The sequence below is a fragment of the Echinicola jeungdonensis genome, assembly GCF_030409905.1.
Taxonomy (GTDB): domain Bacteria; phylum Bacteroidota; class Bacteroidia; order Cytophagales; family Cyclobacteriaceae; genus Echinicola; species Echinicola jeungdonensis.
Genome location: NZ_JAUFQT010000001.1, coordinates 1580300 through 1594663 on the forward strand (window position 1 = coordinate 1580300; position 14364 = coordinate 1594663).

A 14364-nucleotide genomic window follows, 5' to 3' on the forward strand; every position below is an offset into this window, starting at 1 on the left:
TTCGTTTAATCCCTGATGAAACAACCTAAATATTACATCCTTAATTTTCTAAAAGGAATGGGAATGGGTGCGGCCGATATAGTCCCGGGTGTTTCGGGGGGCACTATTGCCCTGATTACCGGCATTTATGAAACCCTTTTGGATTCCATCAAATCCTTTGATTTAGAAGCCCTGAAACTCCTTGGCAGATTTAAAATTGCGGAGTTTTGGAAGCATATCAACGGTTCGTTTTTATTGGCCTTATTCGCAGGGATATTTACAAGTATATTTACCCTGAGCAAATTGATCACTTTTTTGATGGATAATCATCCTATCCCCCTGTGGTCTTTTTTTTGCGGATTGATCATTATCAGTTCATTACTAATTCTCAGGGATATCAAACAATGGAAAGCAGGAGTAATCCTGGCCATTCCCATAGGGGCATTGCTGGCTTTTTGGGTGACCAGTCTGCAGCCTGTGCATTCCCCTGAGGCGCTGTATTACACTTTTGTTGCCGGTGCTATTGCCATTTGTGCTATGATATTACCAGGCATTTCCGGAAGTTTCCTGCTTTTAATCCTGGGTAAATATGAAGCCATATTAAATGCCGTAAACCAAAAAGACTTTTTAACTTTAGGTTTATTTGCTGCGGGTTGTGCCATTGGGATCATGTCCTTTTCAAGACTGATTTCCTGGTTTCTGAAACACCATCATGCCAAAACCATCGCCTTGTTGTCGGGCTTTATGCTTGGATCCATCAATAAAATATGGCCCTGGAAAAAGGTGATCAGCTATCGGTTGACCAGCAGCGGAGACCAGAAACCATTTATTACTGAAAATCTTTGGCCCCACCATTATCTGACTGAAACGGGGCATGAATCCATGTTTTATATTGCTCTATTGGCCTTCCTTTTTGGAATCATTCTGGTGATTGGCCTGGAGCGAACTGCATATTATTTTAAAACAAAATGAGAAAATTCGGACTGATCGGCTATCCATTAAAACATTCCTTTTCCAAAAAATATTTCTCTGGGAAATTTGAAAAGGAAAACATTCAGGACTGCCAATATGATTTATTCGAAATCGACCAAATCGACAAATTTCCCGCGCTGATCGATGCTGATAATTCCTTGGAGGGGATAAATGTTACCATTCCCTATAAAGAACAAGTTATCCCCTATCTGGATGAGCTAGACCCTGGTTGTAAAGCTATTGGGGCGGTAAATTGCATCCATATAAAGGGAGACAAATTAAAAGGGTATAATACAGATTACATCGGTTTCAAAGCTTCCCTGGAAAAATGGCTGGATGGATCCCGCCCAAAAGCATTGATCCTTGGCACTGGAGGAGCCTCCAAAGCAGTAAAACAGGCCTTGTTAGACCTGAATTTGCCATTCCAAATGGTATCCAGAAAATCCCACAAGGAATCTGGCTTCATTACCTATGATGATCTCAAAACAGATCCAAATATTCTCGAAGAATATCCCTTAATTATCAATACCACTCCATTGGGAACTTTCCCCAATACCGAGGAAATGCCAGACATTCCTGTTGACAATATTAATGAGAACCATTGGGTTTACGATCTGGTATATAATCCTGAAAAAACATTTTTGATGAAGACCTTGGAATTAAAAGGTGCAAAAGTCAAAAATGGTCTGGAAATGCTGGAATTACAAGCAGAGGCAGCCTGGGAGATATGGAATAAGTAAGTGTCATTATTATGACCTTTCTAAAAAACATCCTTGAAGGGAGGGTTTGAAGTTTTTTAAAATGGTCTTTTGGCAACAGTACAAAGTAAGATGATTGAAGATTCCTAGTATGTGGTAAATGGAGTTTTTAGAATCTTAAAATTCAACCTTTTCCTCTCTTTCGGTCAATGCTATTTAAGAAAGTAAGGAAAACTCAAAACTCATTTTTAAATGTTCCAGACCAAATTATACCTCTGCCAATCAACTCCTTGAGTCTCACAAGGGCGAAAAGACACCATTTTTAACTAAAAAAAATGGTTAACAAAGATATAATTGTCTATCTTATTCAAGACAATAATTATTATCCTTTTTCGCCTATGCCTAGAGCCAAAGCTACCAAAAACGATTGTAAAATCTTCGTATTGGACACTTCTGTGATCCTGTACGCTCACAACTCCATCATGAATTTCGCAGAGCATGATGTGGTCATTCCCATTACCGTATTGGAAGAACTGGACCAATTCAAAAAGGGTAATGACTCCAAAAATTTTGAAGCAAGGGAATTTATCCGCCTGTTGGATAATTTGGCCAAGGACAAAATGATCCATAACTGGACCCCCTTAAATGGAAAAACCAAGGGGAATTTTAAAGTGATGATGAATGGGGATCACCCCCAAGAAAAGGCCACCATCAAAAATGCAATTGAGATTTTTGGGGAGGAAAAAAACGATCACAAAATCCTCAATGCAGCATTATCCCTCAAACATTCCGAAAAGGGCAGAAAGGTGATCCTGGTAAGTAAGGACATTAACCTAAGGCTAAAAGCCAAATCCCTTGATATCCAGGCTGAAGATTACGAAACTGGGAAAATCAAAAACATCTCCGAAATCGAAAATACCGGTAAGGTAGTCCTTGAAGGTATTGATCCAGATGTCATTAATCAACTTTATGAATCCCAGCAAGTGGATGCCAAAGCAGTGTTGGATCCAAAAAAAGAAAAGGCCAATACTTACTACATTCTGAAAAGTGATAAAAATTCGGTATTGGCATTTTACAATGCGGAAGACAATGTGGTGGAAAGGGTCGACAAAAAATTTGCCTACCATGTTAAACCCAGAAATGCGGAGCAAACCTTTGCCCTTAATGCCATCACCAATCCAAAGATAAAACTCGTCTCTATCCAAGGTGTAGCAGGTACTGGGAAAACATTATTAGCCCTTGCAGGGGCATTGGAACAAAGAAGGGACTTTAAACAAATATTTTTGGCCAGACCCATTGTCCCTTTGAGCAATAAAGACATTGGCTACCTCCCAGGGGATATCAAATCCAAACTCAATCCCTATATGGAGCCCCTATGGGACAATCTTAAATTCATCCAAAACCAATTCAAAGAAACGGATAAGGAATACCAAAAAATCACCGAAATGATCAACACGGAAAAATTGGTAATCCAACCTCTGGCCTATATCCGAGGAAGATCCCTATCCAATATCTTTTTTATCGTGGATGAAGCCCAAAACCTTACTCCCCATGAAATCAAGACCATCATCAGTAGGGCAGGCGAAAACACCAAAATCGTCTTTACAGGGGATGTACATCAAATAGACACTCCTTATTTGGACAGCCAAAGCAATGGCCTTTCCTACCTTATTGACCGGGTAAAAGCCCACCCACTCTATGCCCATATTAAACTTGAAAAAGGAGAACGTTCCGAATTGGCCAACCTGGCCAACGAACTTCTTTAAAATAAAATTCAAAAGGGTGGACTGTGAAAGCCCACCCTTTTGAATTTTGGGTTTATTAAATGGGTAATTTTTAACTCTCTGTTATGGTATTTAACTTGGCCAGAAAGCTGTTATAATATTGCCGGCCTACCTGTACGGTGGCCCCTGTTTTCAAATTAATCTCGCGGGTGCTAAAACTTTCAATTTGCCCCAATTGGACAATGTAGGATTTCTGAACCCTTAAAAATTGCTGTGAAGGAAGTTTTTCTTCCATGTCTTTCATAGATTTTCTAATTGTATAGTTACGGTTCTTAGTATAAATGGTCACCATATTCCCATTGGCCTCCACATAATAAATATCCTCGTATTCTACCCTTTCATAAGCATTATCTGATTTAATATAAACCGCATCTGTCACCAGATATGGGCTCTCTAGAGGCGGCTTGGCAGCCCCATCCGGTTGTGTAACATTGGTCCTCCGGTTATAAAGGACAATTTCCACTATAGCATGAATATCATTGGTATTGAAAGGTTTCACAATAAATCCTGCCGGATGTATTCTTTTTGCCCTTTCAATAATTGTTGGGTCACTGTAGGAGGTCACATATACTATTGGCGCATCCACCATTTGTTGGATGATTTCTCCCAACTCAATACCGTCCTTATCTCCTTTCAGCTTAATATCCATAAAAACCAGATCTGGCCGGTATTTTTTTATCACCTTGATAGCTTGGTTGGCAGAATTGGCAATGTCAATATTTACATAGCCCAAGAGTTCAAGGATTTCCTCAATATTTTCAGCAATATCCGGGTCGTCCTCTACAATCAGTATTCTTTCCTCTTTCATATGAATTTAATGTAGTTCTTTATTAGTTGATTTTGACCTTATAAAAACTTATCATCTTTATTATCAAATAATTATCTGTAGGAGTATGTACTAATTACATTATTTAATATTGAAAATCAATATATTAATCCAAAAAAACAATTTAAGAACTACATTTTTTATCCTATAAACTCATCATGTCTTTAAATCTTGCTGCTTGCCGCCTGCTAACTTCAATTCTTTCACCCCCTTTAAGGGTTACCACAAGTCCCCCATTGAACCAAGGCTCAATCTCTTCTACCCAGCTTAAATTTATAATATGTTTTCTACTGGCCCTGAAAAATGATTTATCATCCAAACGCTCATCAAGGGCATTGAGGGATTTATGGATCATAGGCCTGTTTTTGTCAAAATAAACTTTAATATAGTTACCATCAGATTCAAACAAACGGATATTGGATAGCCTTACAAACCAGCAACGGTCTCCATCCTTTACAAAAACCTGATCATCTAGTGAAAGAACTTTATTTTCCTGATCTGCGGAATCTGTTGTTTTATCCTCTATTTCTTTGTTGGAATCTTTTATTTTTTCTGACAGTTTCTGAATAGCTTCTGAAAGCCTGCCTGGTTCAATGGGCTTTAATAAATAATCCAATGCATTCACTTGGAAAGCTTTTAGGGCAAACTCATCATAAGCAGTGGTAAAAATGACATGAGGAACGGATTCCAACTCTGCCAGAAGGTCAAACCCACTTTTTTCGGGCATCTGAATGTCCAAAAACAGGACATCAGGTTTCAGCTCAGCTATTTTGATTTTGGCATCTTCTACATTAACTGCCTCCCCGACCACATCAATCTTTTCCATTTCAGAAAGCAGATTGATCAACTCCTTTCTGGCCAATCTTTCATCATCGATTACTAATGCTCGCATGTTATCTTTTATTTTTTTCTATTTTAATAAGCAACTTGGGAATTTTAATTTCAGTTACGACAAAACCTGTTTCACTGTTCTTAATATTAAAAGATGCCCGGTTTCCATAAATCAATTTCAACCTTTGAATGGTATTGGAAATACCATGTCCGCTACCATCATTTTTTCGGCCATGCCCCCCCTTTAGTTGTCCGGTATTTTTTACCCTAATATAAAGGTCTTCACTCAAGCCAATGTAGCACTGGATCAAGATACTCCCCCCTTCCATTCTATTAGAAATACCATGTTTGATGGCATTTTCCACAATGGTCTGTAACATCAGTGGTGGAATTTTATATTGATAGGCTTTTTCCTCAATTTCATATTCAACCTGAAGCCGCTCCTCAAAACGAATGCTTTCCAAATTCAAATAATCCCTTACAATATTGATCTCATCCTTAAAGTCAATGGTTCTTTTTTTATCCATGATAAGGGAGTATCTCAGGATGTTGCTGAGCTGGGTAATAGCAGATTTAGATTTAGGAGGATTTTCATCTATCAGTGCGCGGACACTATTGAGGGCATTGAAAATAAAATGGGGGTTCAGCTGATTTCTTAGTTGATTGAGCTTTATCTCATTGATCCTGGCCTGGTATTTTAGGGTAGTATTATAATTTTCCAGAAAATGATATAAGAAATACATCATTGCCCAAAGGATATAATACAAAAAACTGATGAACATATTGACTAACAAAACAGAGGGCTGTAGGTCTTCCTGCACCCGTAAAATGCCAAACAGCCAGTTTATCAGTACTGTGGCAATTACATTGGCAAAACTTAGGGCAATAAGAGCTAATGCCCCATTTACCAGCAATTTGGTCAGACTAAAATTAAACCAACCATGAGTTTTAATCACATATCGGAATAGGTGGGTGGATAATAAATAAAAAGCACCCAAGGAAAAATATGCTCCTATCTGTACAGAAGTAATTCCACGGATCAGGGAAACAAAAAATAAGTTGATCACTGCGAAACTTGACCAACCCAAAACCTGCAATATCCAATATAAACGGGTTCTATCCATGCTATTCCAAATATACTCAAGTCCATGGAAGTGGATAAGCTTTTTTTATCAATGGGGAACCAGCATGCTAAAAGGAAAATGCTTGGTTTTGAATTTATTGTATCAAGCTTCCTGGCCTAATTCCATTTTCAAAAATTTTGCTGTATAACTGCTGGGATGTTGACATACCTCTTCAGGTGTCCCTTGGGTAATGATCTCACCCCCTTTATCTCCACCTTCTGGACCCAAGTCAATAATATGGTCCGCTACCTTAATCACATCCAGGTTATGTTCAATGATCAGTACTGTATTTCCTTTTTCCACCAACCGGTTCAATACCGCAAGCAAATGTTCAATGTCTTGAAAATGCAATCCTGTAGTGGGCTCATCAAGTATATAGAAAGTCTTACCGGTATCTTTTTTGGAAAGCTCTGTAGCCAATTTTACCCGCTGGGCCTCACCACCTGAAAGAGTGGTTGCATGTTGCCCAAGGGTGATATACCCCAAACCCACATCATTCAGGGTTTGAATTTTCCTGAGGATTTTTGGTTGGTGATCAAAGAATTCCACTGCCTGTTCTACTGTCATATCCAAAACATCAGCAATGGATTTTCCTTTAAACCTTACTTCCAAGGTTTCTCGATTATATCGCTTACCCTTACAGGTTTCACAAGGTATATGTACATCCGGAAGGAAATCCATTTCAATTAATTTCATGCCAGCCCCTTCACAATCCTCACAACGGCCTCCTTTTACATTGAATGAAAACCTACCCGGTTTGTATCCACGAATCTTGGCCTCTGGAAGCCCGGTGAACAAAGCCCTAATATCAGTAAAAACACCGGTATAAGTTGCTGGATTGGACCGGGGAGTCCTGCCAATGGGGGACTGGTCCACCTCAATGACTTTATCCAAATGTTCCAACCCTTCAATGCTACCATGTTCCAAAGGTTCTCTTTTGGAACGGTAAAAATGACGGTTCATCAAAGGAAACAAGGTTTCGTGAATCAGGGAACTCTTGCCACTTCCTGAAACCCCAGTTACGCATATCATGGTCCCCAAGGGTAGTTTTAGATTTACATTTTTAAGATTATGGCCGCAAGCATGTTTGAGTTCCAGGCTATTTCCCGAACCATTTCTCCTTTGATCAGGCACAGGAATGGATTCCTGTCCATTGAGGTATTTTGCAGTAAGGCTATTTTGTTCTAAAATTTCCTGGGGGCTACCTTTGGCCACAATATGGCCACCATGTCTTCCTGCTCCAGGACCCATATCCACCACATAATCTGACTCGAGCATCATATCCTTATCATGCTCCACTACCAAAACCGAATTGCCCAAATCCCTTAAATCCTGAAGGGCTTTAATTAATTTGACATTGTCCCGCTGATGGAGTCCGATACTCGGTTCATCCAAAATGTACAATACCCCTACCAGTTGGGTACCAATTTGAGTGGCCAACCTGATCCTTTGGGCCTCTCCTCCGGAAAGGGTTTTCAAAGGCCTGTTAAGGGAAAGATAATCCAAGCCAATGTCCAATAAAAAACCTATCCTTTTGCGTATCTCCTTTAATACTTCCGATCCAATTAACTTTTGTTTTTCAGTCAAGTTTTCTTCCAGGTTCTCAAACCAATTCCCCAATTGCCGGATATCCATCATGGCAAGTTGCCCAATATGCTTTCCGGCGATCAAAAAATGGAGGGCTTCTTTTTTCAAGCGAAAACCTTCGCAATCAGGACAGTCCCTTGTGGTGGTAAAATCACTTACCCACCTTTGTGTCTTTTCTGTACCTCCTTCTTGTTGTTTTTTCAGGAAATTGACAATTCCTTCAAAAGAAGTATTCCATTTGGTTCCGGGGTATTTCACCGAGTCCACCTCCACATCCATATTATCCCCATAAAGCAACACATCTAATATTTCCGGATCCAACTTTTCGATCGGCGTAGAAATACTTGTTTTAAACCTTTTTAGGATGGCATCTATTTTTTTGAATATCCAAATATCCCTGTACTCACCCAGGGGGGCGATGCCACCTCTGGAAATGCTGAGTTTAGGATTTGGGATAATATTTTCTTTGGTAATCTCCCCAATTACACCCAAACCATTACAGGTATGGCAGGCACCATAAGGGCTGTTGAAGGAAAAGGTATTTGGAGCAGGCTCATCATAACTGAGGCCTGTAGTGGGATCCATCAAGTATTTTGAGAAATGATGCAAATTCCCATCCTCCTCCCTGAGCATAATCACCCCTTTTCCATGTTGAAGGGCTGTTTTTAGGGATTGGGTAATGCGGTACTGATCATCCTTCTCCGCAACCACACGATCCACCACAATTTCTATATCATGGATTTTATATCTGTCCACCTGCATTTTCGGGACCACCTCCATAACCACACCATCCACCCGGACTTTTGAAAAACCCATTTTTCGGATTTGCTCAAACAATTCCCGGTAATGCCCTTTTCTTCCTTTTACTACAGGAGCAAGAATATATAGTTTTTTCCCCTTAAGGTTAGCAAAAATCTGTTCAATGATCTGATCCTCGGTCTGACGAACCATTTTTTTGCCAGAAAGGTAGGAGTAAGCTTCTCCTGCCCGGGCAAATAGCAAACGCATAAAGTCATAAATCTCGGTCACCGTTCCCACCGTGGACCGAGGGTTTTTGGAAGTGGTTTTTTGTTCGATGGAGATCACAGGGGAAAGCCCGTTGATCTTATCCACATCTGGTCTTTCCATACCCCCTAAAAATGAGCGGGCATAGGCGGAAAAGCTTTCCATATACCTCCTCTGACCCTCTGAATAAATGGTGTCAAAGGCCAGGGAGCTCTTACCGCTACCGCTTAGCCCCGTAATCACCACCAATTTATTTCTTGGAATAATAAGGTCTATATTCTTGAGATTATGCTCCCTGGCTCCATAGATCTCAATTTGCTCTTCTACCGCTGCTTTTGTTTTCGTCATGAAAGGATGCTTTCCCTGAATAAGTTAATCAATTGACAAAAATATGGAATATTCACGGAATACCATTACAGTAACCTTTAATCCGATTTTTCTTCCTTTTGGTTTGTTAATTTTCTGGCTCATAACTGATTGTACCTCTCCCGGTTATTTTTTAGGTAATTTGATTTCGTACTCCTCTCCTTTTTTTAGCGTTAATTGTCCAGTTCTCAACCATGGATTATAAAGCTTCAATTCTTTGTAGGTACTATTTTGTTCCCTGGCCCATTTTGCCAAATCATCGATACTATTGGTTACCCTTATATTCCTAAAAGTAGGAAGGTGGTATTTATCCTTATCCCTTATATTATACCCATAATAACCAGGGTTTTCAAAAATTTCTTTAAAGGCCAAAACCCGAAAAACATACCGGCTGGTTTCCTCATTTAAGAGCAGGCCATAATAATCGGGCATAATTTGGTCATTCATCCTCCGGGTAAGCCCTCTTCTGCCCATATTATAACTGGCAGCAACTGAAGTCCAATTTCCAAACCTGTCATAACTATCCTGGAAATACTGGCAAGCAGCCGAGGTGGCCTTTTCCCAATGGTACCGTTCATCTACCTCTTCATTGACCTCTAGGCCATATTGCTTAGCTGTCCCTTCCAAAAACTGCCAAAAACCTCTTGCACCTGCCGGGGAGACCACATTTCTAAGACCTGACTCCACCAAGGCCACATACTGGAAATCCTTTGGAATATGGTTCTCAACTAGGATTTCCCTGATCCTTGGCAGATATTTCCCTGCCCTTTTCATCATTAATAAGGTATTGGATTCCCAGGAAACATTGACATAAATCTCGCGCTCCCAACGCTCTAAAATATCAGGTTGGTCCAAGGGAACTTCTTCCCCGGCAAATTCCAAATTTTCAGGCAAGGGGAATAGGGAAACATCGGGACGAACTGAAATACGGCCACCCTCTTGATTTTGAAACTTTTGGCCCAGACCACCATATCCATTCTTTTGGGCTATTAATATAAACAACAGGACAAACTGAATGGCAATTAAGCCATATATGAAGATTAAATGGTATTTTCTCAAAATCAAAAGTTGGGAGACAACAAATATTTGGTGTAAAATTCATCAATGACTTTTACGGCTTCGGATGCTGAATCCACCACCGAAAAAAGGTCCAGATCCTCTGGACTGATATTTCGATGTTTTTCCATCATAATTTCCTTTATCCATTGGATCAGTCCACCCCAAAATTCTTTTCCCACCAAAACTATGGGAAAACGGCCAATTTTCTTGGTCTGGATCAGGGTCATGGCTTCAAATAATTCATCCATGGTTCCAAATCCACCTGGAAGGACTATAAAGCCCTGGGCATATTTAACAAACATGACTTTGCGGACAAAAAAGTAATCAAAGGTGATCAGTTTGTCCTGATCGATATATATGTTGTTGAACTGTTCAAAAGGCAACTGTATATTAAGGCCAACTGATTTTCCCTTGGCTTGGTGGGCTCCTTTGTTACCGGCTTCCATAATCCCTGGACCACCTCCAGTAATCACCCCATATCCATGCCGAACGAGTTTGGCCGCAATTTCTTCTGCAATTTGATAATATTTATCCTCCTGAGGGGTTCTCGAGGATCCAAATATAGAAACACAAGGCCCTATTTTGGCCAGTTTTTCAAATCCTTCCACAAATTCGGACATTACTTTAAAAATAACCCAGGAGTTGGCACTTTTTATTTCACTCCAATCTTTTTCTTTAAATGCCCTTCTAATTCTTTCTTCTTCTGTCAATTCTAATTTATCTGATTCTTCCCTCATCTTCACTTTATTAAAAAACTTAACACTTTTTAAGCTTAAAACGGCCGTTTTTCTTATAAGGAATTTAGTTTTTTTTCATAATAAAAAGAAAATTCCCTTCATAATAATTTTTTATTAACAAAACCCTTCATTTCTCCACAACCTGTTGCAAAACAACAATTACAGACCTACTTTCGTGCGTTTTTTAACAATGTTTATGAATTTAAAGGAAAAGTCCCAGGCAGTCATTGAGTTATTCAATCAACTGGAAATGGAAACCCAAAAATACACATGCCAATCCAAACTCAATTGTTTCAAGGGGTGCAGCCAATGTTGTTCCCAACCCAATGTTTCAGCGACAGTGTTGGAATTTCTTCCCTTGGCATTTGAACTACACCGATTGGGAAAAGCAGAGGAAACCCTGGATCAAATTACTTCTAGGAAGCCGGAAGCCTTTTGTATAATATTAAAACAGTTAAGTCCCAGCCAGGATGCGGGTAAATGTTCCTTTTATGCCCAAAGAGGCCTTATTTGCAGGCTTTTTGGGAATGCAGCCAGATTGAACAAAAACGGAAAAAGGGAATTGATAACCTGCAAGTTATTAAAAGAAAAAAAGGCCCAGGAATTTTTTTCTTTATCAGAAAAACTAACAAACGGTTTGAACATTCCAATATCCAGGGACTTTTACCTTCAGCTTTATTCCATTGACTATCATCTAGCTGGCCAACAAATCCCCATCAATAAGGCCATTCAAAAATCCATTGAAGCGGTATTGTCATATTATTTTTATACGGAAGGAGAGGCAGTATGACCCCAGGAAAATTTTTTGAAGCGAGGTTTTAATGTATATTGTATTCCAAACCTTTTTTTTGAATAAATTTTTAATAATAACAATAGGATAATGCTAAACTTCTCCGAAATCGGCAATACAATCAAAAAACTGATTGAAGTTAGAATACAAATTCTGAAAAAGGATATAGAAGAAGAGTTGTCATCCATAGTCACTAGGATCACCATCTTAATCCTCATGGTAATTGCATCTATTTTGGTGCTATTATTTGCAAGCTTGGCCTTGGCTTTTTATTTTGGTGAACTAACCTATTCCAATTACCTGGGTTTTTTATATGTGGCCTTAATTTATTTATTGTTCTTTTTAATCCTCTATATTATCAAAGACCAAAGGGGATTACAGAATGGGATTCAGAATGTTTTGAAAAAGTTTGTCTTTTTCTCAAAGAATAACAAAAAGACCAATGACTGATTTAGACTTGAGACAACAAGCGGAGGATCTGGAAAAAGAACTCCAGCAGCAACTTGGATTTTCTTCCAAAGAAGTGGGTTCCTATGCAAAAGTAGGGGGGGCTGTATTGGCTGGAGGTCTGCTGTCCTATGGCATTACCCGGGCTATTAAGGGCAAAAAAAAGGACAAGACAGACGATATTCTCCGTGCCCTTGAGGAAAAAGGACTTATTGACAGCAGAGTTCTAAATAAAACAAAAAGGAAAAAGGCCTCAATTATGGGAGGCCTGGGCAAAAGACTTTTTTTGGTATTATTGGCTTTGGGAAAAGAAAAATTGATCGAAGAATTAAAAAAACGCCAAGCGCATGGTAAATAATACCAAGGGAATAGCCCAAAGGTTGCAACATCTACGCCAGACCGGAAAAAAAGGTCTGGCTTTGCTTATTGACCCCGAAAAAAGCCAAAACCTTGATAAACTAAAAAACATTACCAACATTGCCCAGAGTGGGGGGGCTGATTTTGTTTTTGTAGGGGGCAGTCAGGTCACAGAAAAAAACATCGACCTGACCATTGAAACCATCAAAAATGAATGTAAAGAAATTCCGGTCCTTTTATTTCCAGGCCATGTAAACCAAGTCAGCAAAGCTGCGGATGGAATTTTGTTCATTTCCTTAATTTCAGGAAGAAACCCTGAATTTTTAATTGGACAACATGTTGCGGCGGCACCATTATTAGCAAAATCAAAGCTGGAAATTTTGCCCACGGGCTATATGCTGGTGGATGGTGGGTCCTTGACCAGTGTACATTATCTCAGCCAAACCGTTCCACTTCCCAATGATAAACCCACTTTGGCCGTGGCTACTGCCTTGGCAGGGTCTTTTTTGGGATTACAGTATTTATTTATGGATGCAGGAAGTGGAGCCAAAAATCCAGTGTCCCAGAAATTGATCAAAGGAGTAAAAAACAATACCCATTGTCCCTTGATAGTGGGAGGGGGTATAGACTCAGTGGATAAAGCGAAAAAAGCCTGGTCTGCAGGGGCAGACTTGGTTGTAATGGGTAATGGCGTAGAAAAAAGCCCCGATCTTTTGACCGGGGCTTTGGATTATCTTCATCTTTATAACTTATCCCTGCACGTTAATTAGGGACTCTCTCCTTCTCATTTTTCCTGCCGGCAATCCATACATCATCTTAAATCTCCTGCAGAAATAGGCGGTATCTTTGTACCCCACTTCCTTACCAATATCACGGATGCTCTTTTTGGTAGTTCTAAGCAGCTCTACAGCTGCTTCCATTCTTTGGTATTCAATATAATCTTGGGGATTGATGCCTGTCAACATTTTGAAATATTGCCCTACATAATCTTCTGATACATTGGCCACCTTAGCTAAAACCTTATTGGACAAATCGCCCCCAATATTTTTCTTGATATAATTGAACATATCGATCAATCGGGGATCTTTGAAATAAGTGCTGTTGGTAGACATTTCTTCCACAAATAGCCTGTTTTTCAAAATATGACGAACCAGCTCCACTACTAATAATTCGGTATGGAGTTTAATTACCCTTTCTTTTCCGGGAGTATTTTGTTCAGACTCTTTTACAACATCTTCTATGATAGCGGCAATTTTATCATTGAACCTGATAATAAATGGAGGAATCCCTAAAGAATTAAAAAAATTAACCACATCAAAAACCTTGGCTTCAAAGCTTAATTGAGTAACACAATCTTCTTCAACGTTTTTGATGTCTTTAAAACTAATGGATTGAAGGTGCTTTTTCTTATTTTCTATAAAATTTTCATTAGAAAGTTCATTTCTTTTGGTAACCGTGCCATACGAAATTCTACAAGCCCTTCCAGCAGGAACAAAAAGGATTTCGCCTTCATTAACCAATTCTTGTTCATCCCCAAATTTAAGGGAACCATGGTGCAATAGGATTAAAGTATTTTCACTGTCCACATAATCTGTAATGGTAACTGGTCGTTCAACTTTATAGTTATTGCCTCTCGTGAACCGTACACCTACAGATTCTATGACTTTATTGTAATATTCCATGGCTGATGCCTTTTTAGTTTACCCTTTAAAAGTATAATTTTTTCTATTATCTTATTACAAAAATAAAGAAAAAATTAGCCTAAATAAAAAAAAGATATAAATATTAATGATTATGCCGCT

General features: G+C 39.2%; 14 protein-coding genes. 7 read left to right on the plus strand and 7 right to left on the minus strand.

Annotated elements, in window-relative coordinates:
* Window positions 1–15 precede the first annotated feature (15 nt).
* The 3 genes from QWY93_RS06680 (at window position 16) to QWY93_RS06690 (ending at window position 3415) form a co-directional block, all read left to right on the plus strand.
* Complete coding sequence (locus QWY93_RS06680; RefSeq protein WP_290247395.1) at window positions 16–951, plus strand: DUF368 domain-containing protein; 936 nt, start codon at window positions 16–18, stop codon at window positions 949–951.
* Window positions 948–1691 carry a shikimate dehydrogenase family protein gene (locus QWY93_RS06685; RefSeq protein WP_290247396.1) on the plus strand — a complete coding sequence of 248 codons (744 nt, stop codon included), beginning with the start codon at window positions 948–950 and terminating at the stop codon, window positions 1689–1691. Before QWY93_RS06680 ends, QWY93_RS06685 begins: the two co-directional genes overlap by 4 nt.
* A gap of 356 nt (window positions 1692–2047) precedes the next feature.
* Window positions 2048–3415 carry a PhoH family protein gene (locus tag QWY93_RS06690; protein WP_290248833.1) on the plus strand — a complete coding sequence of 456 codons (1368 nt, stop codon included), beginning with the start codon at window positions 2048–2050 and terminating at the stop codon, window positions 3413–3415.
* A gap of 70 nt (window positions 3416–3485) precedes the next feature.
* Here the strand turns inward: QWY93_RS06690 and QWY93_RS06695 are convergent, their stop codons facing one another.
* The 6 genes from QWY93_RS06695 to QWY93_RS06720 form a co-directional block, all read right to left on the minus strand.
* Window positions 3486–4241 carry a LytR/AlgR family response regulator transcription factor gene (locus QWY93_RS06695; RefSeq protein WP_290247397.1) on the minus strand — a complete coding sequence of 252 codons (756 nt, stop codon included), beginning with the start codon at window positions 4239–4241 and terminating at the stop codon, window positions 3486–3488.
* A 163-nt stretch (window positions 4242–4404) separates the two neighbouring features.
* Complete coding sequence (locus QWY93_RS06700) at window positions 4405–5151, minus strand: LytR/AlgR family response regulator transcription factor (RefSeq protein ID WP_290247398.1); 747 nt, start codon at window positions 5149–5151, stop codon at window positions 4405–4407.
* 1 nt (window position 5152) lies between these two features.
* A complete protein-coding gene (locus tag QWY93_RS06705; RefSeq protein WP_290247400.1) occupies window positions 5153–6214 on the minus strand; it encodes a sensor histidine kinase in 1062 nt (353 codons plus the stop codon).
* Between the two features lie 102 nt (window positions 6215–6316).
* Window positions 6317–9154 (minus strand): excinuclease ABC subunit UvrA, encoded by a 2838-nt coding sequence (uvrA, locus tag QWY93_RS06710; RefSeq protein ID WP_290247401.1) that lies wholly within the window; start codon window positions 9152–9154, stop codon window positions 6317–6319.
* 144 nt (window positions 9155–9298) lie between these two features.
* On the minus strand, window positions 9299–10231 hold the full coding sequence (locus QWY93_RS06715) for a lytic transglycosylase domain-containing protein (RefSeq protein ID WP_290247402.1): 933 nt from the start codon (window positions 10229–10231) through the stop codon (window positions 9299–9301).
* Between the two features lie 2 nt (window positions 10232–10233).
* A complete protein-coding gene (locus tag QWY93_RS06720) occupies window positions 10234–10968 on the minus strand; it encodes an LOG family protein (RefSeq protein ID WP_290247403.1) in 735 nt (244 codons plus the stop codon).
* A 196-nt stretch (window positions 10969–11164) separates the two neighbouring features.
* On the opposite strand from QWY93_RS06720, the gene QWY93_RS06725 reads away from it, so the two are divergent.
* The 4 genes from QWY93_RS06725 (at window position 11165) to QWY93_RS06740 (ending at window position 13332) form a co-directional block, all read left to right on the plus strand.
* Complete coding sequence (locus tag QWY93_RS06725; protein ID WP_290247404.1) at window positions 11165–11758, plus strand: YkgJ family cysteine cluster protein; 594 nt, start codon at window positions 11165–11167, stop codon at window positions 11756–11758.
* A 90-nt stretch (window positions 11759–11848) separates the two neighbouring features.
* Window positions 11849–12208: a phage holin family protein gene (locus tag QWY93_RS06730; RefSeq protein WP_290247405.1), complete on the plus strand. Its 360-nt coding sequence runs from the start codon at window positions 11849–11851 to the stop codon at window positions 12206–12208.
* The gene (locus tag QWY93_RS06735) at window positions 12201–12563 is read left to right on the plus strand and encodes a hypothetical protein (protein ID WP_290247406.1); all 363 of its coding nucleotides are present in this window, start codon (window positions 12201–12203) and stop codon (window positions 12561–12563) included. Before QWY93_RS06730 ends, QWY93_RS06735 begins: the two co-directional genes overlap by 8 nt.
* A complete protein-coding gene (locus tag QWY93_RS06740) occupies window positions 12553–13332 on the plus strand; it encodes a phosphoglycerol geranylgeranyltransferase (RefSeq protein ID WP_290247407.1) in 780 nt (259 codons plus the stop codon). Before QWY93_RS06735 ends, QWY93_RS06740 begins: the two co-directional genes overlap by 11 nt.
* Here QWY93_RS06740 and QWY93_RS06745 read toward each other — a convergent pair.
* Window positions 13312–14244: a helix-turn-helix domain-containing protein gene (locus tag QWY93_RS06745; protein WP_290247408.1), complete on the minus strand. Its 933-nt coding sequence runs from the start codon at window positions 14242–14244 to the stop codon at window positions 13312–13314. The two genes, QWY93_RS06740 and QWY93_RS06745, sit on opposite strands and share 21 nt — an antisense overlap.
* Window positions 14245–14364: the final 120 nt, after the last annotated feature.